This window comes from Mycobacterium sp. AMU20-3851 (assembly GCF_043974665.1).
In the GTDB taxonomy this organism is placed as follows: domain Bacteria; phylum Actinomycetota; class Actinomycetes; order Mycobacteriales; family Mycobacteriaceae; genus Mycobacterium.
This window is the reverse complement of sequence record NZ_CP146371.1, coordinates 1,197,818-1,216,457: the sequence shown is the minus strand read 5'-3', so window position 1 is coordinate 1,216,457 and position 18,640 is coordinate 1,197,818. Positions and strand designations below refer to the sequence as shown.

The window sequence follows — 18,640 nt, the reverse complement described above, 5'->3', positions numbered from 1 at the left end:
TGCTTCCTTTCTGGATGTTGGATCTCGGGGCTCTCAGGCCCAGTCTTTGAGGACGGCTTCGTTGTCGGCGCCGACCGACGGCGGGGCCGACGGGACATCCGGAACGCTGCGCGAGAACCGCGGGGCGGGCATCGGCTGCAGGCCGTGCGCGGTCTCGTAGAAGGTGGAGCGCTCGGTCACGTGCGGTTCGGTGAGTACCTCGCCGAAGGCGAGCACCGGTGTGGCGCACGCATCCGAGCCCGCGAAGACCTGCGCCCACTCGTCGCGGGTCTTGGTCTTGAACACCTCGGTGAAGGTGGTCCGCAGTTCTTCCCAGCGGCTGATGTCGTTCTGGGCCGGTAGCGACGCCGCGTCCAGGCCCAGTTTCTCCAGCAGTTCGGCATAGAACTGCGGTTCGATCGACCCGATCGCGAAGTACTTGCCGTCGGAGGTCTCGTAGGTGTCGTAGTAGGGCGCGCCGGTGTCGAGCATGTTGGTGCCGCGCTCGTCGGACCAGACGCCCTGGGCGCGGAACGCCCACATCATCTGGACCAGTACCGAGGATCCGTCGATCATTGCCGCGTCGACGACCTGGCCCTTGCCCGAGGTCTGCCGCTCCCACAGCGCGGAGAGGATGCCGAGCAGCAGGAACATCGACCCACCGCCGAAGTCGCCGGCCAGGTTCAGCGGCGGCACCGGCTTCTCACCCTTGCGCCCGACCGCGTGCAGCACACCGTTGAGCGAGATGTAGTTGATGTCGTGGCCGGCCTGCTGGGCGCGCGGGCCCTCCTGGCCCCAACCGGTCATCCGCGCGTAGACCAGCTTCTCGTTGACCTTGACGCAGTCCTGCGGGCCCAGCCCGAGCCGTTCGGTGACACCGGGCCGGAAGCCCTCGATGAGCACGTCGGCCTTCTCGACGAGCTTCAGCACCAGAGCCCGGCCCTCATCGGACTTCAGGTCCGCGGTCACCGAACGCCGGTTGCGCAGCATCGGGTCGCGCACCGCGCCGTCCTTGGCCGTCGGGCGCTCGATGCGCACCACGTCGGCGCCCAGATCGCCCAGGATCATCGCCGCGTGCGGGCCGGGGCCGATACCGGCCAGTTCGACGACTCGCAAACCTTGTAGAGGTCCCGCCATTGCTTCCGTCCTTCATCGTTGAACGCCGCGGTGTCGGAGAACACCAACCGGTTGACCGGTGACATAGCTTACTTGTATAACCAAGTCGACCGGCCGCGGGCCAAACTTACCCGCCGAACCTGAGGGCGTACAGATGACGTATCGCAGCATCGACCAGTTGACCGTGGAACTCTCCGATGGCGTGTTGTCGGTGACCCTGAACCGGCCGGAATCGCTGAATTCCCTGTCCGCGGCGATGTTGACCGGGATCGCCGAGGCGCTCACCCAGGCCGCCACCGACCCCGAGGTCCGCGTCGTGAAGCTCGCCGGTGCCGGCCGCGGTTTCTGCTCCGGCGCCGGCATCAGCGCCGAGGATGTCTCCGCCAAGAGCGTCAACGGCCCCGAGGTCGTGCTCGACGCCGCCAACGACGCGGTGCGCTCCATCGTCGCGCTGCCCAAGCCGATCGTGGCGGTGGTGCAGGGCCCGGCCGCCGGTGTCGGCGTGTCCCTGGCGACCGCCTGCGATGTGGTGCTCGCTTCGGAGAAGGCGTTTTTCATGCTCGCCTTCACCAAGATCGGTCTGATGCCCGACGGTGGCGCCTCGGCGTTGATCGCCGCGGCGGTCGGCCGGATCCGCGCCCAGCGGATGGCGCTGCTGGCCGAGCGGATCACCGCGGCCGAGGCCTACGACTGGGGTCTGGTCACCTCGGTTCACAAGCCCGAGGAATTGGATGAGGCCGCCGCCAAGGTGATCGGCACGCTGTCGGGCGGGCCGGCCGTGTCGCTGCGCAAGACCAAGCAGGCCATCAACGACGCCACCCTCACCGAACTCGAGGCGGCCATCGCCCGCGAGCGCGAAGGCCAGCTGATCCTGTTGACCTCCCCCGATTTCGCCGAGGGCACCAAGGCATTCCAGGAAGGCCGCCAGGCCGACTTCAGCGACCACTGACCGGATTCCCGGTCGCGGCCACGAAATTCGGTGGACTGAGCCGATCTTGTCGGCGACCATCTATCTGTGAGTACCCAAGTGGATGGTTCCGGCTGGCGGGTACTCGCGCCGTTCAAGTTTCGCGACTACCGGCTGTTGATCGCCGCGGTGGCGCTGTCGATCTTCGCCACCGGCATGTGGACCGTGGTGATGGCGCTGCAGGTCATCGCGATCAGCAACGACCCGACCGCGCTGTCGCTGGTGGCCACCTGCCTGGCCGCCGGTCTGGTCGCCTTCGTTCTGGTCGGAGGCATTGCGGCCGACCGCTTTCCGCAGCGCCGCATCATCATCGTCGTGGAGACGGTGAACACCGTCGCGGTCGGCGCGGTCGCGGTGCTCGGCCTGCTCGGGTCGCTGCAGCTGTGGCATATGGCGGCCGCCTCCGCGGCGCTCGGCATCGCGGCGGCGTTCTTCTTCCCGGCTTACAGCGCCTACCTGCCCCGGTTGTTGCCACCGGAACAGTTGTTGGCGGCCAACGGTATTGAGGGTGTGCTGCGCCCGACGCTGCAGCAGGCCGTCGGGCCGGCCGTCGCCGGTCTGCTGATCGGGGCCACCTTCCCCACCGTCGGCGCGGTCATCTGCGCAACGCTCTACGGCATCGGGCTGACACTGTTGATCGCGACCCGCCCCGTCGTGCAACGTCCGGAGACCGAGCACGTCAAGGCGCGGGTGCTCACCGATCTGCGTGAGGGATTCCGGTTCATGGTGCGCACCCCGTGGCTGCTGGCCACGTTGTTGTTCGCCAGTGGTTTCGTGCTGCTGATCATGGGGCCGATCGAAGTGCTGCTGCCCTTCATCACCAACGCGCGCTTCGAGCATGGGGAACGGACCTTCGGTTTCGTGCTGGCGGCCTTCGGCGCCGGGGGCGCGGTGGGTGCGCTGGCGGTGTCCTCCTGGCGTCTGCCGCGCCGCTACATGACGGTGCTGATGTCGTGCTGGTGTGTCGGCAATCTGCCGATCGTCACGCTCGGATACACCTCGTCGTTTCTGCTGATGGCCACGGCGTCCTTCGTCATCGGCGTGACCAGCGGTGCGGCCATGGTCATCTGGGGCACCCTGCTGCAGCGCCGGGTTCCGCCGCAGATGCTGGGCCGGGTCTCCAGCCTGGACTTCTTCGTCTCCCTGGTGTTCATGCCGGTGTCGATGGCGTTGGCCGGGCCGCTGGCCAAGGTGATCCCGATCGAGACGATCTTCCTGATCGCGGGAGTCGGGCCGGTACTGCTCGGGCTGATCGCCTATCTCGCGGCACGCATGTTCCGCGACGAGATCGAGCATCCGCTCGACGTGCGGTGACCCGACCGGTCAGACCCCGAACAGGGGCGGCAGGACCAGCACCATCGCCAGTCCCCACCAGAAGTGGGTCAACATGGGTGCCAACACCCCGCCGGTGACCCGACGTTCGTAGGCACACACCGCACCGAGCAACACCGCCGCAAAACCGAGCATCGGGTTGCCGGAGGCCAGCGTGGTGAAGATGTAGATGACCGTCGACACGATAGCCGGATAGAAGGTGCCCAGCGCGGTGTACAGCGCGCCACGGAAGAACACCTCCTCGGCGATACCGTTGATCACCGTGATGAAGACGACCAGCGACAACGCGCCCTGGTTCGCGAAAAGCAGTACATCGGTGATGTATTCACGGACGCCCGGGATCTCCCGGGCCACCAGGGCGCCGGCCACGAAGGCGGCGGCCAAGATCAGGCCGACGGCGGTGCCGGCCAGCGCCGGCGACCGCTCCTGCCCCGCGTACCGCACCGTGCCCAACTGCAATGGGCCCGAAAGGATCCCACCTCCGATCCAGACCGCGGCCATGGCCAGCGTGAGCCAGTAGAACGATGCGTCGCCCGGCGACCGGGTGAGTGAAAGGCCCAGCAGGACAGCGCCGATCACCAGAACCACCGCGACGGTGATACGGCGTCTGCGTACCACCGACGGAGGTTCGGACACGCCGACGGCCTGGGTCCGCCACCACGGCTGCGTCAACACCGGATCACTCAACGTGGATCCACCTTCGCTGCCAGATCGGCCAACACATCGAGCCCGGTGCGCACCGCCGCCTTGGCCGGCCCCGGAAGGGGTGCGAGCATGCCCAGCGCGGGGCGGGCGATCCACGGTGTGAGCTGGCGGATCCTGGCCACGTCACCGCCCGCCCAGTCCGGGTCGGTATCGGCGAGATGATGCGAGTCGGCGAGCTTGTTCACCGGCCGGCGCGGATGCATGGCGAGTGCACGCAGCATGGCATCCTGCACCGTGAGCAACCCGCCCTCGGGGTCCGGCACCAAACCGCGCAGGCCGTCATCGTTGGCGGTCATCGGATAGTCCAGGGAGGCAGTCAGATCCGCGGTCAGCCCGCCGGGCACCGGCAGCACGGCCGCCGACAGGAGGCTCACCAGCGCGGTCGGCACTCCACCGACCGGGACCTCGAACTGCCGGTTGCCGCTGAGCCGGGCATATGTCAGCAGCAGGTCGCGGTAGGTGGTGGTCTCCGGCCCGCTGATGTCGTACGAACCGGCGGGCACCAGCTCGGGATCGGCCGCGGCGACCAGATAGTGCAGGACATCGCGGATCGATATCGGGTCGATCGGATTGGACATCCATGAGGGCAGCGGCAGGACCGGGAAGCGGTCGCTGACGTAGCGGAGGATCTCGAAGGAGGTCGATCCCGCACCGATGATCAGCGCCGCGCCCAGCCAGACGACCTCCGGTCCGCCGTCGACGTGCAGCGCCTCGGCCACCTCGGCACGACCGGCCAGATGATCGGACAAGGTGTCGGCGCCGGGCACGAACCCGCCAAGGTAGACGATGCGCCGCACCCCGCCGGCACGTGCCGCCTCCGCGACATTGCGCGCGGCGCGGTTGTCCGATTCCCGGAAACCCGGGTCCCCGATTCCGTGCAGTAGGTAGTACACCACGTCGACCTGACCTGCCGCCTCGAAAGCGGCTGCGGTGGAATCGCTTTCGCGGGCATCCATCGACACGGCGGTGACGTCGCCGAACCAGCCGTAGTCGGCGAGCCGCCCCGGATCCCGGCTGGTCACCACCACCTGATGACCTGCTGCGAGGAGTTCGGTGACCAGCCGCGAGCCGATATAGCCGGTGGCACCGGTCAACAGGATTCGCATAGCGCATGCGTACCCAGCAGTCAGCCGCTGAAACCGGGCTACCGGTGCAGTTCGATGAGCCCCTGGTAGACCTGCGCATTCACGATGTTGTGGGCTTTCTCTTCGTCGCTCAACTCGCGACGGACCTTGCCCGGCACCCCGGCCACCAGCGATCCGGGTGGGATGACCGCGCCCTGCGGGACCACCGCACCGGCCCCGACCAGCGAACCCGCGCCGATCACCGCGCCGTTGAGCACGACCGCGCCCATGCCGATCAGGCAACCGTCCTCGATGGTGCAGCCGTGCAGCACCGCGTTGTGCCCGACGCTGACGTTGGATCCCACGCGCAACGGGAAACCCGGATCGACGTGCGCGGTGACCCCGTCCTGCAGGTTGGAGCCGACACCGATCTCGATGGGTTCGAACTCCGCCCGCAGGGTGGCGCCGTACCAGACACTGGCTTTCGCGGCGAGGGTGACCTGACCGATCACGCCGGCGTTGGGCGCAACCCAGGATTCGGCGTGCAGTGCGGGAGCGCGGCCCTGGATGGGGATGATCAGCGGTTCAGGCATGGCCGTCATCGTAGTCAGACCCGACGCTGAACACCCTGATACACCTTGCGGTAACTCGTCGGCGACATCCCGACCCCGCGACGCAGGTGGTGCCGCAGGTTCCCGCCGGTCCCCAATCCGGACAACCGGGCCACCTCGTCGATGGACAGATCCCGCGATTCGAGCAACTCTCTGGCCCGGTCCAGACGGCGGTTGCGGATCCAACTTCCCGGCGCCTCACCGGTTTCCGCGCGGAACCGACGGTTGAAGGTGCGCACGCTCAGGTGGGCGTGCCGGGCCAGCGCCTGCACCGTCAGTTCCTCGTCGAGATGAGCCAGGGCCCACTGCCGGGTGGCGGCGGTGGAGGCCAGGTCGGCCACCGGCACGTGATGGTCGATGAACTGGGCCTGCCCGCCCTCCCGCCACGGCGGCACCACGCAGTACCGGGCCACGTCGTTGGCCACCTGGGCACCGTGGTCGGACCGGATGATGTGCAGGCACAGATCGATCCCGGCCGCCAGACCCGCCGAGGTGAGCACGTCACCGTCGTCGACGAACAGCACGTTCTCGTCGACGCGGACGCGCGGGTACATCGTTCGCAGCGCCTCGGCATGCCGCCAGTGGGTGGTGGCCGGGCGGCCGTCCAGCACCCCGGCGGCCGCGAGCACGAACGCCCCGGTGCAGATGGACACCAGCCGGGTGCCGGGCCGGATCGTCTCCAGAGCCGCGATCACCTCGGGTTCCAGGACCCCGTCCACGCGGGCCGGCGGATAGCGGGTGCCCGGGATGACGACGGTGTCGGCGTGCGCCAGCGCCTGCGCCCCGGCGACCGGGAGCATCGCGAAACCGGTGGTGGCCGGCACCGGTCCGGCCGTCACGGCACAGGTGCTCACCTCGTACAGCGCTGTGCCGTGCTCGTCGGCGGCACTGCCGAACAGCATCGGCGCGATGGTGGCGTCGAACCCCACCACCGGCGGCAGGAGCAGGACGGCCACCCGATGCATACCCCAGTTTGGCATGTTTTTGACGAGTGCTGTCATTCATGCCACTTGGCGTGGCCCAGGGACGGCCGCAAGACTCCACGCATGACAGTTCTGCGCGCCCCCGGACGACTGCACTGGGCCTGGGTGATCGCCGGCGTCAGCTTCGTGGCGATCCTCGGCGCGGCCGCGTTCCGGTCGGTGCCCGGCGTCATGATGAATCCCCTGCACCAGGAGTTCGGCTGGTCGCACGGCACGGTCGGTCTCGCGATGGCCGTCAACATGACGCTCTACGGCGTCACCGCGCCGTTCGCCGCCGCGCTGATGGACCGGTTCGGCGTGCGGCCGGTGCTGTCCGGTGCGTTGCTGCTGATCGCTTCCGGATCGGCGCTGAGCGTCGTGATGACCGCCGACTGGCAGCTGATCCTGCTGTGGGGCGTACTGGTCGGCGTCGGCACCGGGGCCATCTCGATGGGGTTCGTCGCGACGGTGGCCACCCGGTGGTTCGAGTCGCGTCGCGGCCTGGTCACCGGGGTACTGACGGCGGCGAGCGCCACCGGCCAGCTGATTTTCCTGCCGGTGGTGGCCGAGGTGACCACCCGGCACGGCTGGCGTTGGGCGTCGCTCATCGTGGCGGCCGCGGCGCTGGCGGTGGTGCCGCTGGTCGCAGCATTCATGCGCAACCATCCCCGCGACCTCGGCTTGACCGCGTATGGCGCCGACACCGATGTGGTGGCCGAGCTGCCGACCGGAACTTTCCGGGCCGCCTTCGACGGGCTGCTCATCGGGCTGCGTTCGCGGCCGTTCTGGCTGCTCGCGGCGAGCTTCGCGATCTGCGGGATGACCACCAACGGCCTGATCGGCACGCATTTCATCCCGGCGGCCAACGACCACGGCATGCCGACCACACTGGCCGCCGGGCTGCTGGCAACCATCGGGATTCTCGATGTGGCCGGCACGGTGTTCTCCGGCTGGCTCACCGACCGGGTCGATCCCCGGCTGCTGCTGTGCGTCTACTACGCCGGGCGCGGCATCTCGCTGCTGCTGTTGCCCGCACTGCTGTCCCCGCACGCCGAGCCGGGCACCTGGGTGTTCATCATCTTCTACGGGCTGGACTGGGTGGCCACCGTGCCGCCGACGATCGTGCTGTGCCGGGACTTCTTCGGCACCCGCTCGCCGGTCGTGTTCGGCTGGGTCTTCGCGTCCCACCAGCTCGGCGCCGCGGTCGCGGCTGCCGGCGCCGGCTGGATCCGGGACCTGCAGGGCAGCTATGACCTGGCGTTTTACCTCGCGGCCGGGCTGTGCTTCGGAGCCGCGCTGCTGTGCGCGGGCGTCCGCCGGCCGGCACCCGCGCCGGTCGGGTGACCAGGCCGACATTTGGCTGGGCTCACCAGGCCGCATACGATTCAACCGGCGCCGCGGGGACGCCGAGGCATCAACAGGCTTGAACACATCGGTCAGCCGCGTCCCCGCTGATGCGCGCCGACCAGCTGAGGTAACCATCACCCAGTCATGAGCGGGAGGAAAACAAGTGCACGCTCGCACCGGCAAACTCTTCGGCGTCGCGGTCGCGTCCGCGGCCATCATGGTCGCAGGGACGACCGTCGTGGCCCACGCCGAACCCGAAACGCCGACGTCGCCGATCGCCGAACCCCAGGGCCCGGCCTGTGACGCCACCGTGAAGGCCGTGCCCTCGGGCCCGGGTTCACTGGCCGGCCTGCAGAAGGCCCAGTCGTCGGTCGCGCTGGCGAGCATCCCGGAGATCTCGACCTTCTCGCAGGCCGTCTCCGGCCAGCTCAACCCGGCGGTGAACGTCGCCGCGGTGCTCGACAACGGGCCGTATGTGGTGTTCGCGCCGACCAACGAGGCGTTCGCGAAGCTGTCGCCCGAAGAGCTGGAGACGCTCAAGACCGATCCGGTCGCGATGACCGCGCTGGTCTACTACCACATGGCGCTGGGCATCCTGGGTCCCGATGACATCGAGGGCACCTTCAACACCCAGCAGGGCAAGCCGGTCGCGGTGAAGGGCAGCGGCGGCGACATCACCGTCAACGACGCCAAGGTCGTCTGCGGCGGCATCGCCTCCGACCACATGCGGATCTACATGCTGGACACGGTGCTCGACCCCAACAACGCGCCGGACCCCATCTCGGCGACCGGCACCAGCACCAGCGCCACGGCCACCGAGACGACCGAGCCCTCCGAGGCCTCGGAGACCGTGACCGTCACCGAGACCGCCGAGCCCGGAGCGGCGGCCGCCGAGAGCCCCGTCACCACGACGGCGCCGGCCCCGGCGGGCTGATCCTTTCGTCCGAATACGAAAACGGCGCCCACTCCTCGCGGAGTGGGCGCCGTTCTCTTGTCGGTGGGGCTGGACGCCACGTCGGCGGCGCCGACTGGACGCCACGTCGGCGGTGCCGACTAGATGTTGTGACCTGACACGTTGTTGTCAGGCGGCGAGTCTGGTGATGGGTGGTTTCCCGCCGAGGGCGGAGTGGCCTCGTTGAGTGTTGTATCGGCGCAGGAATCGGTCAAGTGCTCGTTTGCGGACGCTGCTGGAGGTCCAGGGTCGGGCGTAGGCCCATTCATTGAGCAGGGTCCGGTTGAAACGCTCGGCTTTCCCGTTGGTCCAGGGGCAGCCGGGCTTGATGAACCTGCGTCGCAGTCCCCAGGCCGTGCACACCCAGCCCCAATTGGTGCCGCGCCGGTAGACCAAAGCGTTGTCCGTCAGCAGCCGCCGCACCCGCACACCGTGGCCGGCGAACCACACCATCGCTCGGTGCAAGAATCCTGCGCACGTGAGGTCTTTCTCGTCGGGCAGTACTTCGCTGTATGCCAGCCTGGTGCGGTCATCGATCGCGGTGTGCACATAGTCATAGCCGATCTTGGTCTTCTTGTGCCGGTTGGCAACTGACACCTTCGCGTCGCGGCCGTGCAGGCGCCACCCGCCACCTTTGGGGATGCGTCCCAACTTTTTGACATCGACGTGGACCATTGCTCCTGGGGTGCGGTACTCATAGCGGTTGGGGCTGCGCCGCGACGAGCGCACCGGCTGCCCCGTGATCGGGTCGATCGCACTCAAGTGCGGCACCTGATGGCGCGCCAAGATCCGGCCTACCGTCGAGGCGTGCATCCCGAGCTCGGCGGCCAGCACGACCGCGCCGCGCTTGCGGCGTTGCCGAGCTCTGAGCACTGTGCGCTCGACGTGTGCACTGGTGCGCGTCGGCATCCGGTGCGGACGCGAGGACCGGTCGGCCAACGCCTCCTCACCGCCCTCTCGATGGCGGCGCAGCCACTTATAGACCGTGGCCCGCGAAATGCCCAGTTGTTCAGCGACATGAGCTGGCGGCCAGCCCGCGGCGACACGCTCCACGATCAAGCGACGTGCGAACAGGTTGGTGCGGGCGTTAACGTGAGACACGAGGACCTCCTACGGATAGATGCCAGACACATCCACTCCGTCAGGAGGTCCTCCCCATTTCAAGCCGCCACGCCGTCAACAACCTCCAAGGTCACAACACCTAGACGCCCAGGTTGCGCCCGATGATCTCCTTCATGATCTCGGTGGTGCCACCGAAGATCGTCTGGATGCGGCCGTCGACGTAGGCGCGCGCCACGCGGTACTCCAGCATGTAGCCGTAGCCGCCGTGCAGCTGCACGCACTGGTCGATGATCTTCTTGGCGGTCTCGGTGGCGAACCACTTGGCCTTGGCCGCCTCGACGGCGGTCAGCTCACCGTCGACCACGCCCTGCAGGCAGCGGTCAATGTAGTTCTCGGTGACGTCCAGCTCGGTCTCCATCTCGGCGAGCAGGAACCGGTTGTGCTGGAAGCTGCCGATCGGCTGGCCGAAGGCCTTGCGGTCCTTGGCGTACTGCAGCGTCTCTTCCCACACGGCGCGGGCACCGGCGATCGCCGAGATGGCGATCGACAGCCGCTCCGAGGGCAGGTTGGTCATCAGGTGGTAGAACCCGCGACCTTCCTTGCCGAGCAGGTTCTTGTTCGGCACCCGGACGTTCTCGAAGTGCAACTCGGAGGTGTCCTGGCTGTGCAGGCCCATCTTGTCGAGCTTGCGGCCCCGGGTGAAGCCCTCCATACCGCGCTCCACCACGAACAGGGTGAAGCCCTTGTGGCCGGCTTCCGGGTCCGTGCGGGCCACCACGACGCACAGGTCGCAGTTGATGCCCGAGGAGATGAAGGTCTTGGACCCGTTGATGATCCAGTCGTCACCGTCGCGCACCGCCGAGGTGCGGATGCCCGCCAGGTCGCTACCGGCGCCGGGCTCGGTCATCGCGATCGCGATGATCAGCTCGCCGCTGGTGATGCCCGGCATCCAGCGCTGCTTCTGCTCGTCGTTGGACAGCTCGTTGAAGTACGGAGCGACGACGTCGTTGTGCAGGCTGAGCGCCGGGCCGTGCACACCGGCCTTGGCGATCTCCTCGTCGATGATGGCGTTGAACCGGAAGTCGTCCGAGCCGCCGCCGCCGAACTCCTCGGGCATGTTGAAGCCGATGAGCCCGTACTTGCCGGCCGCGGTGTACGCGGACCGGTCGACCAGGCGCTCGGTCTCCCACTTCTCCGAGTTGGGCACGAGCTCACGCTCGATGTAGTCCTTGACGGTCTGGCGGAACGCCTCGTGCTCCGCTTCGTAGATCGTTCTCTTCATTGACTGCTTGGTTCCTTACTTTGCTTTCCAGACCGGTTCGCGCTTCTGCGCGAAGGCCAGTGGCCCTTCCATGGCGTCCTCGGTCTTCAGCAGCGTCGAGAACTCGCTGAAGGTCTGCTTCCAGAACGGCTCGTCGGCGGCGACGACGCCGTCGATCGCACCGTAGGACACCCGCTTGCTGGCGCGAACGGCCAACGGCGCGTTGACCGCAATGCGTTCGGCAAGCTCCAGGGCCGCGTCCAGGACGGTGCCGTCCGGCACCACCTTGTTGATCAGGCCCCATTTGAGCGCGTCCGCCGAGGACAGCGGTTCGCCGGTGTACACCAGCTCCAGGGCCAGCTTCTGCGGCAGCTGCTGCACGATGCGGAACACCCCGCCCGCGCCGGCGATCAGCCCGCGCTTCACTTCGGGCAGACCGAATTTCGCGCGCTCCTCGGCGACCACCAGGTCACTGGCCAACGCCAGTTCGGTACCGCCACCGAGGGCGGTGCCGTTGACCGCGGCGATCGTCGGCTTGTCGACGAAATGCCGCACGTAGCCGGCGAAACCCCACTCCGGGTGGTCCGGGTGAAAGAGGTTCTCGCCGCGGGAGATCGCCTTGAGGTCGGCGCCCGCGCAGAATGACTTGTCCCCGGCTCCGGTCAGCACGATGGCCCGGATGTCCGGGTCGTCCTGCGCGGCCGCCAATGCGTCACCGACACCGATGGACACCGACGCGTTGACCGCGTTGCGGGCCTCGGGCCGGTTGATCGTGATGACCAGTACGCCACCGTCCCTGCCCCGGCGCTCGGTGAGAGCGCCGACCGAAGACGACGACGGGGGAGGAGTCGAGCCGTCGGGCACAGGGGTTACCGCCTCGGTGCTCACAGAAGCTCGAGGATGGTCGCGTTGGCCTGGCCGCCACCTTCACACATGGTCTGCAGGCCGTACTGAATGTTGTTGTCCCGCATGTGGTACAGCAGCGTGGTCAGGATGCGCGCACCGGAGCCGCCGAGCGGGTGGCCCAGGGCGATCGCGCCGCCGTTGGGGTTCAGCTTGGCCTCGTCGGCGCCGATGTCCTTCAGCCACGCCATCGGGACCGGGGCGAAGGCCTCGTTGACCTCGAAGGCACCGATCTGGTCGACGCTCAGGCCGGACTTGGCCAGGGCCTTCTGGGTGGCCGGGATCGGCGCGGTCAGCATGATGACCGGGTCGGCGCCGGCGAGCACCGCGGTGTGCACCTTGGCCAGCGGCTTGAGGCCCAGGTCCTTGGCCTTCTCGGCGGACATGATCAGCAGCGCGGCCGAACCGTCGGAGATCTGGCTGGAGTTGCCGGCGTGGATCACACCGTCTTCCTTGAAGGCCGGCTTGATCTTGGCCATCGACTCCACGGTGCCGCCACGGCGGATGCCACCGTCTTCGAGCACGACGGTGTCGTTGCCGTCGGCGTCCTGGGTCTTGATGCCCACGATCTGATCCTTGAAGGCGCCCGAATCCTGTGCGGCGGCGGCCTTCTCATGCGAACGCAGGGAGAACTCGTCGAGCTGGGTCCGGGACAGGCCCCACTGCTCGGCGATCATCTCCGCACCCACGCCCTGGTTCGGGGTCTGCGCGTAGCGGGCCTTGAACGACTCACCGTAGGGGTTGCCGCCGTTGGCCAGCGAGGAGCCCATCGGGGTGCGCGACATCGACTCGACGCCACCGGCCACGACGACGTCGTAGTGGCCGGCCACCACGCCGGCGACCGCGAAGTGCAGCGACTGCTGGCTGGAACCGCACTGGCGGTCCACGGTCACACCCGGGACGGTCTCGGGCCAGCCGGCCGACAGCACTGCGGTGCGGGCGATGTCGAGCGCCTGCTCCCCGGCCTGCATGACGCAGCCCCAGATGACGTCGTCGACGAGGGCGGGGTCGACGCCGGCGCGCTCGACCAGGCCGTTGAGGACCTGCGCCGACAGCTCGGCCGGGTGGATACCCGCCAGGGCGCCGTTGCGCTTGCCTACGGCCGAGCGCACTGCCTCGACGATGACCGCTTCAGCCATGAACTTCTCCTTCGAAGGTGTATTGGCGTACTGCTGATGTCGCTTTATCGATGTGAACGATCCGAGAGAACGATATAAGTGAAGGTAGAACAGAAGGTTTACTAGGTCAACCTACTGGTTGGTGGAGAGAAGAGCATCGCAGGTGCACGCGCCGGGTACCCCCACATGGTTTACTGAGTTGAATACCTAAGTCAGATTATTCACGAGGAGTCGCACGGTGGCCGGCAGTACCCCGCTCTCGCCGATGATCGGACGCAGTGCCGTCCCGGCGGCTGCCGGAGCGCCCATCCGGTCTCCCAAGACCGCGGAACTGGTGGCCGGCACCCTGCGCCGGATGGTGGTCGACGGCCAACTCAAGGAGGGCGACTTCCTGCCCAACGAGGCCGAGTTGATGGCGCACTTCGGTGTGAGCCGGCCGACGCTGCGCGAGGCCGTGCGGGTGCTGGAGTCCGAACGCCTGGTCGAGGTGCGCCGCGGTTCCCGCACCGGCGCGCGGGTGCGGGTGCCGGGGCCGGAGATCGTGGCCCGCCCGGCCGGCCTGCTGCTGGAACTGTCCGGGGCGACCATCGCCGACGTGATGACCGCACGCTCGGGTATCGAGCCGATGGCCGTCCGGCTGCTCACCGAGTCCGGCAACACCGAAGCCTATGACGAACTCGACGCGATGATCGCCGACTATGTGCCGTCCGGGCGGGAGACCGGCCGGATGGCCGAGACCACCGGCGATTTCCACCAGCGCATGGTCGAGCTGTCGGGCAATGCGACGCTGACCATCATGGCCGGCATGCTGCACGAGATCACGGTGCGGCACACCGCCTTCGCCATGAAGGAGAACCGGCCGCTGTCCAAGTCCGACTACGAACTGCTCATGCGGTCCTACAAGCGACTCATGACGTTGATGCGCTCGGGGGACGGCGCGGCGGCCGAGGCGCACTGGCGCAAGCACCTGGACACCGCACGCGAACTGCTGCTGAAGGGCCTGGAGACCGTCAAGGTCCGCGACGTCATGCTCTGACGCCGCCGTTTTTCCGTTGACTCTGCGCCGGCGGCGTCAGCCACTCGCACTTTCCCGCCCGGGACGCAGCGTCGACGACGTCTGGACGTCGTGCACCGGCACCGTGTCATCCCACGGCTGGCGGGTCACCATATCGGCCACCTTCACATGGCCGCGCTCGAACTCCCCGGTCGCGGCGTCGACCAACCGGTACTGCTGGGTCTGCCGGTGGATCGGCTGCGCGTCGAGCATCACGATGCGCACCTCCCCCGGTTCGAAATGGCAGCGCGACTGCAGCGCGGCGACCAGCTGCTCGTTGCTCATGTGCCCGTCGCCGAAGTTCCATCCGATCGCGGTGGACACGATGCGCTCCCCGTCGGTGAGGGTGTAGTCGTCCTCGTTCTGCCCGGCCATCGCCCGGTGCGCCAGGGTGAACAACGCCCGGCCGTGGGTGTTGAAGGACCGGAACGCGTATCCCATGTACATCGGGATCTGTGCGGCCTCCTTGCTGCCGTAGAACTTCTCCAGCTGCGCGGCAGGCATGCTCGCGATCGCCACGATGCCCTCGGCGATCTTGGCCTCCGCGGACGGCTTGATGCACCACAGCGAGGTGTCCCAGTTCCCGGCGTAGTACCGCATGCCGGGCAGGAAGGAGATCTTGCGCGGGAAGAGGTTTCCCAGCACGACGGTGCCGGCGAGCACCACCAGCAGCAGCACCGGCCACGGACTGGACAGGTCCCCGAGGCCGATGCCGGGGTGCCCGACGAACAGCGCCAGCACGCTGAACATCATGAACACGTTCCATTCCAGCGGGACGCCCATCGGGATGGAGCTCAAGATGCCGAAATGGAAGATCAGCATGATGGCGGCCGCAATGGCGCCGACGGTGCCGCCGTGACTGAAGAACAGCACCAGCGGCACCAGACCCTCGACGGCGGTGGAGAAGTGCCCGATGAACCGGGACGGGCGGCCGGGGCGCAGATCCTCGGGGAAGCGTTCGAAGAACTTTCGCTTGATGGCCGGCGACCGGAAGACCGGGTTGTTGCTCATCATGGTGGAGATGACGAACGGGAAGTGCTTGTTCAGCTTGGACGTCGCCGCCCCCAGCCAGATCACCAGGCAGACGAACTTCGCGGCGAGGATGATGTCGGCGCCGCTGAACAGGAAGCAGACCGCCAGCGAGCCGTACACCTCGCCGCGCGCGGCCAGGAAGATCACCTTGTCCCGCAGACCGGCCAGCGCCAGCAGCCCGAGGATGGTGGCGGTCTGCCAGACCGGCAGCACGCCGACCTCGGTGCCGAGCGCCGGGATGGGTCCGGCCCCCTGGGAGAACAGGGCGACGACCAGCATGACCAGCAGTGCGCCGTAGAGCGCCACGTCAACCGGGCCGCGGGTGTCACCCTTGGTCAGCGGTATCCGGTTGGGCCAGGGCGGCAGCCGAATCGTCTTGGGCCGCAACCAGTACAGGATGGAGCCCATCGGCGGGAAGAACCGGTTGTTGAGCGGACCGAAGCCGCAGCCCAGACCGACGACCTCGAACAGCATCGTGTAGAACACGACCTTCTGGTAGAAAATCGGTTCGTTGTACCAGGCGGTGACCTCGGTGAACCCGCCCAGGCCGTCGGTGGTGGCCAGCACCAACACCCATGCCACCGCGATGTAGGCAAGGATCTTCGCGACGTAGAACAGGTGCAGTGCGACCGGGGTGCCGAAGCCGACCTCGGCCCAGTGCCGCGCCATCGGAACGATCTTCTCGGCGCGGGTGCCCTTGCTCCACTCCTCGAAATCGATCACCGGAGTGTTCTGCTTGAGGAAGCCCATGACGTAAGACTAGAACGTGTTCCAGTTCCGCTGTGACGAACAGTCGCGAATGGCCGCATTTCGGAGTGGAAATGCGTCGCGGGCTGGGGTCACGAGGTCTTGACCGGTGGGCGGAAGAAGATGACCAGCTGCCCGATACCGCCGAGCAGGCCCAGGCCCGCCGCGATCGCCAGCCCGCACCAGCCCGACAGCCACTGCGCCGCATCGGTTCCGGAGAACAGCAGGTGATCCAGGCTGTATCTGCCGGCGCCGGTCCCGGCGATCGCCACCGCGGCCACCGCCAGCACGAGGTTGTACTCCCAGCCCTCCTTGACGATGAAGAAGCCGTTGTGCCGGTGCACCGTCCAGGCGGCGACCAGCATCAGCGCCACGAATCCGGCGGCCGGGACGGGCGTCAGCAGGCCGAGGGCCAGCCCGAGTCCGGCGGCGATCTCGGTGCTCGCCGCGACGCGGGCGTGGAACAGACCCGGCTTCATGCCGATGCTGTCGAACCAACCCGCGGTTCCCGGGATACGCCCGCCGCCGAAGAACTTGTTGTAGCCGTGCGCGGCCATGGTCAGGCCGAGGACGACACGCAATATCAGGATCGCAGTATCAGAAGCCACGTAACAGAATCTAGGGCATCTGTTACGTCGCTGCCCACCCCCCGTCCACGCTGAGCACCGCGCCGTGGATGTTTGCCGCTTCGTCGGAGGCCAGGAACAGCACCGCCGCAGCGACCTCCTCGGGCGTGCTCATCCGCCGCGACGGGATGCGGGCCAGCACCGGAGCGACATGGTCGGCAGATTCGGCGGCGCGCTCGGTGGCGATCGGGCCCGGCGCGACGGCGTTCACACGGACGCCGGACGGGCCGAACTCGGCCGCCCATGATTTCGTCAGCGAATGCACGGCCGCCTTCGTCGAGTTGTACAACGCCGACTTGTCTCCGCCGATCAGGCCGGTGATGGACCCGATGTTGACGATGGCGCCGTGGCCGCGGCGGGCCATACCCGGCGCCAGCGCACCGGTCAGCAGGAACGGGCCGACCACGTTGGCCCGGTAGGACGCCAGCAGGGTCGCCTCCGATATGTCCTCGGTCGGCTCCGGCGTGGACCAGATGCCGGCGTTGTTGACCAGGATGTCGACCTCCCCGGCGGATGCGGCCAACACGCGGACCGCGCTCTCGCCCGCCGCCAGGTCGGCCGCGACGAACCTCGCGCTCCCGCCTCTCGCGCGGATGTCGGCGACGACGGCGTCACCTCGTTCGGCGCTGCGGCCGGTGACGATGACGTGCGCCCCCTCGGCGGCCAGGGCGTGGGCGACGGCGACGCCGAGACCGCCGGTGGATCCGGTGACCAGTGCTGTGCGGCCTGCGAACCGCGTAATGTTTGGACTCATGAGTCCATATGTAGGCCGATAAAAATGGACCCGCAAGTCCAAAATCTGACGCGCAAGGGTGCCGCCACCCGACAGCGCATCGTCGAGGGCGCCGCCGCCGAGATCCGTGAACGCGGCATCGCGCTGACCACCCTCGACGACATCCGGGCCCGCACCGCGACCTCGAAAAGTCAGCTGTTCCATTATTTCCCCGGCGGCAAGGAGGAACTGCTGTTGGAGGTGGCCCGCCACGAGGCCGAACAGGTACTTGCCGATCAGCAGCCGCATCTGGGCGCGTTGAATTCCTGGGCTGCGTGGCAGCGTTGGCGCGACGCCGTCGTGGAGCGGTACCGCCGTCAGGGGCAGAGCTGCCCGCTCAGCACCTTGATGTCCGAGATCGGACGCAGCACGCCCGGTGCGCAGGCCGTCACCGAAGCGCTGATGCGCCGCTGGCATGACGAAATCACCGCGGGGGTGCGCGTCATGCAGGAACAGGAAAAGATCGACGCCCGCGTCGACGCCGACCGGGCCGCGGCCGCACTGCTGGCCGGCGTGCAGGGCGGGGTCGGAATCCTCGTGGCGACCGGCGACATCGGTTATCTGGAGGCCGCGCTCGACGTCGGCATTCGCAACCTGCGGGGTGCCGCATGACCGAGATCCACCGCTCGGTCCCCGATATCGGCTATCTGAGCGCCGAGTTGTTCGCCGACCTCGGCATCGTGCAGACCGTCGTGGCCGGCGACACCGTGTACGTCTCCGGGATCGCCCCGCTGACCGATGCCGGCGGCGAGGTCGACGTGGTGAGCACCGACCTGACCGAACAGCTGAAGTACGTGCTGGAGATGCTCGACCGCTCACTGACCGCGGCGGGCACCGACCGCAGCAGGCTGGTGGCCTGGACCATCTACACCACCGATATGCCCGGATTGGCCCGGTGCGTGCCGCTCCTGCGGGACTGGACCGGCCAACACCGCCCCACCAGCACCTGGATCGGCTGCGCGAGCTTCATCCACCCGCAGCAGCTGCTGGAACTCACCGCCACCGCGGTCCGCTAGCCCTGCGACTGTGG

Annotated in this window: 19 protein-coding genes; 7 read left to right on the top strand and 12 right to left on the bottom strand. The window is 67.9% G+C overall.

Features of this window, described 5'->3' with window-relative positions; genetic code table 11:
* Positions 1-33 precede the first annotated feature (33 nt).
* Positions 34-1,116, bottom strand: a complete 1,083-nt coding sequence (locus V4U86_RS06030; RefSeq protein ID WP_395310379.1) for a CaiB/BaiF CoA transferase family protein — start codon at positions 1,114-1,116, stop codon at positions 34-36.
* A 133-nt stretch (positions 1,117-1,249) separates the two neighbouring features.
* Between V4U86_RS06030 and V4U86_RS06025 the strand changes: the two genes are divergently transcribed.
* Positions 1,250-2,044, top strand: coding sequence for an enoyl-CoA hydratase (locus V4U86_RS06025; RefSeq protein WP_395310378.1), 795 nt, complete (start codon positions 1,250-1,252; stop codon positions 2,042-2,044).
* A 66-nt stretch (positions 2,045-2,110) separates the two neighbouring features.
* Positions 2,111-3,376 (top strand): tetracycline efflux MFS transporter Tet(V), encoded by a 1,266-nt coding sequence (gene tet(V) / locus V4U86_RS06020; protein WP_395310377.1) that lies wholly within the window; start codon positions 2,111-2,113, stop codon positions 3,374-3,376.
* A gap of 9 nt (positions 3,377-3,385) precedes the next feature.
* Here the strand turns inward: tet(V) and V4U86_RS06015 are convergent, their stop codons facing one another.
* From V4U86_RS06015 to V4U86_RS06000, 4 genes are read right to left on the bottom strand one after another with little or no spacing between them, the layout of a single operon-like run.
* On the bottom strand, positions 3,386-4,081 hold the full coding sequence (locus V4U86_RS06015) for a CPBP family intramembrane glutamic endopeptidase (protein ID WP_395310376.1): 696 nt from the start codon (positions 4,079-4,081) through the stop codon (positions 3,386-3,388).
* Entirely contained in the window at positions 4,078-5,205 is a 1,128-nt protein-coding gene (locus V4U86_RS06010) for an NAD(P)H-binding protein (RefSeq protein ID WP_395310375.1), read from the bottom strand. The genes V4U86_RS06015 and V4U86_RS06010 overlap by 4 nt, the downstream gene beginning before the upstream one ends.
* 38 nt (positions 5,206-5,243) lie before the next feature.
* Positions 5,244-5,765 carry a gamma carbonic anhydrase family protein gene (locus tag V4U86_RS06005; protein WP_395310374.1) on the bottom strand — a complete coding sequence of 174 codons (522 nt, stop codon included), beginning with the start codon at positions 5,763-5,765 and terminating at the stop codon, positions 5,244-5,246.
* 5 nt (positions 5,766-5,770) lie between these two features.
* The gene (locus V4U86_RS06000) at positions 5,771-6,739 is read right to left on the bottom strand and encodes a GlxA family transcriptional regulator (RefSeq protein WP_395311924.1); all 969 of its coding nucleotides are present in this window, start codon (positions 6,737-6,739) and stop codon (positions 5,771-5,773) included.
* A gap of 81 nt (positions 6,740-6,820) precedes the next feature.
* On the opposite strand from V4U86_RS06000, the gene V4U86_RS05995 reads away from it, so the two are divergent.
* Together V4U86_RS05995 and V4U86_RS05990 are read left to right on the top strand one after the other, a co-directional pair.
* On the top strand, positions 6,821-8,080 hold the full coding sequence (locus V4U86_RS05995) for an MFS transporter (protein ID WP_395310373.1): 1,260 nt from the start codon (positions 6,821-6,823) through the stop codon (positions 8,078-8,080).
* Between the two features lie 166 nt (positions 8,081-8,246).
* Entirely contained in the window at positions 8,247-9,017 is a 771-nt protein-coding gene (locus tag V4U86_RS05990; protein WP_395310372.1) for a fasciclin domain-containing protein, read from the top strand.
* Positions 9,018-9,164: 147 nt separating this feature from the next.
* On the opposite strand, the gene V4U86_RS05985 is transcribed toward V4U86_RS05990, so the two are convergent.
* The 4 genes from V4U86_RS05985 to V4U86_RS05970 form a co-directional block, all read right to left on the bottom strand.
* Positions 9,165-10,136 carry an IS481 family transposase gene (locus tag V4U86_RS05985; protein ID WP_395310371.1) on the bottom strand — a complete coding sequence of 324 codons (972 nt, stop codon included), beginning with the start codon at positions 10,134-10,136 and terminating at the stop codon, positions 9,165-9,167.
* A 100-nt stretch (positions 10,137-10,236) separates the two neighbouring features.
* A complete protein-coding gene (locus tag V4U86_RS05980) occupies positions 10,237-11,379 on the bottom strand; it encodes an acyl-CoA dehydrogenase family protein (RefSeq protein ID WP_395310370.1) in 1,143 nt (380 codons plus the stop codon).
* 15 nt (positions 11,380-11,394) lie between these two features.
* Complete coding sequence (locus tag V4U86_RS05975; RefSeq protein WP_395310369.1) at positions 11,395-12,222, bottom strand: enoyl-CoA hydratase-related protein; 828 nt, start codon at positions 12,220-12,222, stop codon at positions 11,395-11,397.
* A gap of 20 nt (positions 12,223-12,242) precedes the next feature.
* The gene (locus V4U86_RS05970) at positions 12,243-13,400 is read right to left on the bottom strand and encodes a thiolase family protein (RefSeq protein WP_395310368.1); all 1,158 of its coding nucleotides are present in this window, start codon (positions 13,398-13,400) and stop codon (positions 12,243-12,245) included.
* A gap of 217 nt (positions 13,401-13,617) precedes the next feature.
* On the opposite strand from V4U86_RS05970, the gene V4U86_RS05965 reads away from it, so the two are divergent.
* The gene (locus V4U86_RS05965) at positions 13,618-14,415 is read left to right on the top strand and encodes a FadR/GntR family transcriptional regulator (protein WP_395310367.1); all 798 of its coding nucleotides are present in this window, start codon (positions 13,618-13,620) and stop codon (positions 14,413-14,415) included.
* Between the two features lie 36 nt (positions 14,416-14,451).
* On the opposite strand, the gene V4U86_RS05960 is transcribed toward V4U86_RS05965, so the two are convergent.
* From V4U86_RS05960 to V4U86_RS05950, 3 genes are all read right to left on the bottom strand, one after another.
* On the bottom strand, positions 14,452-16,215 hold the full coding sequence (locus V4U86_RS05960) for a DUF3556 domain-containing protein (RefSeq protein ID WP_395310366.1): 1,764 nt from the start codon (positions 16,213-16,215) through the stop codon (positions 14,452-14,454).
* A gap of 89 nt (positions 16,216-16,304) precedes the next feature.
* The gene (locus V4U86_RS05955; protein WP_395310365.1) at positions 16,305-16,820 is read right to left on the bottom strand and encodes a DoxX family protein; all 516 of its coding nucleotides are present in this window, start codon (positions 16,818-16,820) and stop codon (positions 16,305-16,307) included.
* 22 nt (positions 16,821-16,842) lie between these two features.
* The gene (locus V4U86_RS05950; protein WP_395310364.1) at positions 16,843-17,592 is read right to left on the bottom strand and encodes an SDR family NAD(P)-dependent oxidoreductase; all 750 of its coding nucleotides are present in this window, start codon (positions 17,590-17,592) and stop codon (positions 16,843-16,845) included.
* 24 nt (positions 17,593-17,616) lie between these two features.
* On the opposite strand from V4U86_RS05950, the gene V4U86_RS05945 reads away from it, so the two are divergent.
* Together V4U86_RS05945 and V4U86_RS05940 are read left to right on the top strand one after the other, a co-directional pair.
* Entirely contained in the window at positions 17,617-18,222 is a 606-nt protein-coding gene (locus V4U86_RS05945) for a TetR/AcrR family transcriptional regulator (RefSeq protein WP_395310363.1), read from the top strand.
* A complete protein-coding gene (locus tag V4U86_RS05940; protein WP_395310362.1) occupies positions 18,219-18,626 on the top strand; it encodes a RidA family protein in 408 nt (135 codons plus the stop codon). Before V4U86_RS05945 ends, V4U86_RS05940 begins: the two co-directional genes overlap by 4 nt.
* The last annotated feature ends 14 nt before the right edge of the window (positions 18,627-18,640 follow it).

What these genes read in the sequence shown, in the direction of transcription:
- V4U86_RS06030 (WP_395310379.1), bottom strand. Translation starts at nt 1,116, where the DNA reads ATGGCGGGACCTCTACAAGGTTTGCGAGTCGTCGAACTGGCCGGTATC.
- V4U86_RS06025 (WP_395310378.1), top strand. Translation starts at nt 1,250, where the DNA reads ATGACGTATCGCAGCATCGACCAGTTGACCGTGGAACTCTCCGATGGC.
- V4U86_RS06010 (WP_395310375.1), bottom strand. Translation starts at nt 5,205, where the DNA reads ATGCGAATCCTGTTGACCGGTGCCACCGGCTATATCGGCTCGCGGCTG.
- V4U86_RS06005 (WP_395310374.1), bottom strand. Translation starts at nt 5,765, where the DNA reads ATGACGGCCATGCCTGAACCGCTGATCATCCCCATCCAGGGCCGCGCT.
- V4U86_RS06000 (WP_395311924.1), bottom strand. Translation starts at nt 6,739, where the DNA reads ATGCATCGGGTGGCCGTCCTGCTCCTGCCGCCGGTGGTGGGGTTCGAC.
- V4U86_RS05995 (WP_395310373.1), top strand. Translation starts at nt 6,821, where the DNA reads ATGACAGTTCTGCGCGCCCCCGGACGACTGCACTGGGCCTGGGTGATC.
- V4U86_RS05980 (WP_395310370.1), bottom strand. Translation starts at nt 11,379, where the DNA reads ATGAAGAGAACGATCTACGAAGCGGAGCACGAGGCGTTCCGCCAGACC.
- V4U86_RS05970 (WP_395310368.1), bottom strand. Translation starts at nt 13,400, where the DNA reads ATGGCTGAAGCGGTCATCGTCGAGGCAGTGCGCTCGGCCGTAGGCAAG.
- V4U86_RS05960 (WP_395310366.1), bottom strand. Translation starts at nt 16,215, where the DNA reads ATGGGCTTCCTCAAGCAGAACACTCCGGTGATCGATTTCGAGGAGTGG.
- V4U86_RS05950 (WP_395310364.1), bottom strand. Translation starts at nt 17,592, where the DNA reads ATGAGTCCAAACATTACGCGGTTCGCAGGCCGCACAGCACTGGTCACC.
- V4U86_RS05945 (WP_395310363.1), top strand. Translation starts at nt 17,617, where the DNA reads ATGGACCCGCAAGTCCAAAATCTGACGCGCAAGGGTGCCGCCACCCGA.
- V4U86_RS05940 (WP_395310362.1), top strand. Translation starts at nt 18,219, where the DNA reads ATGACCGAGATCCACCGCTCGGTCCCCGATATCGGCTATCTGAGCGCC.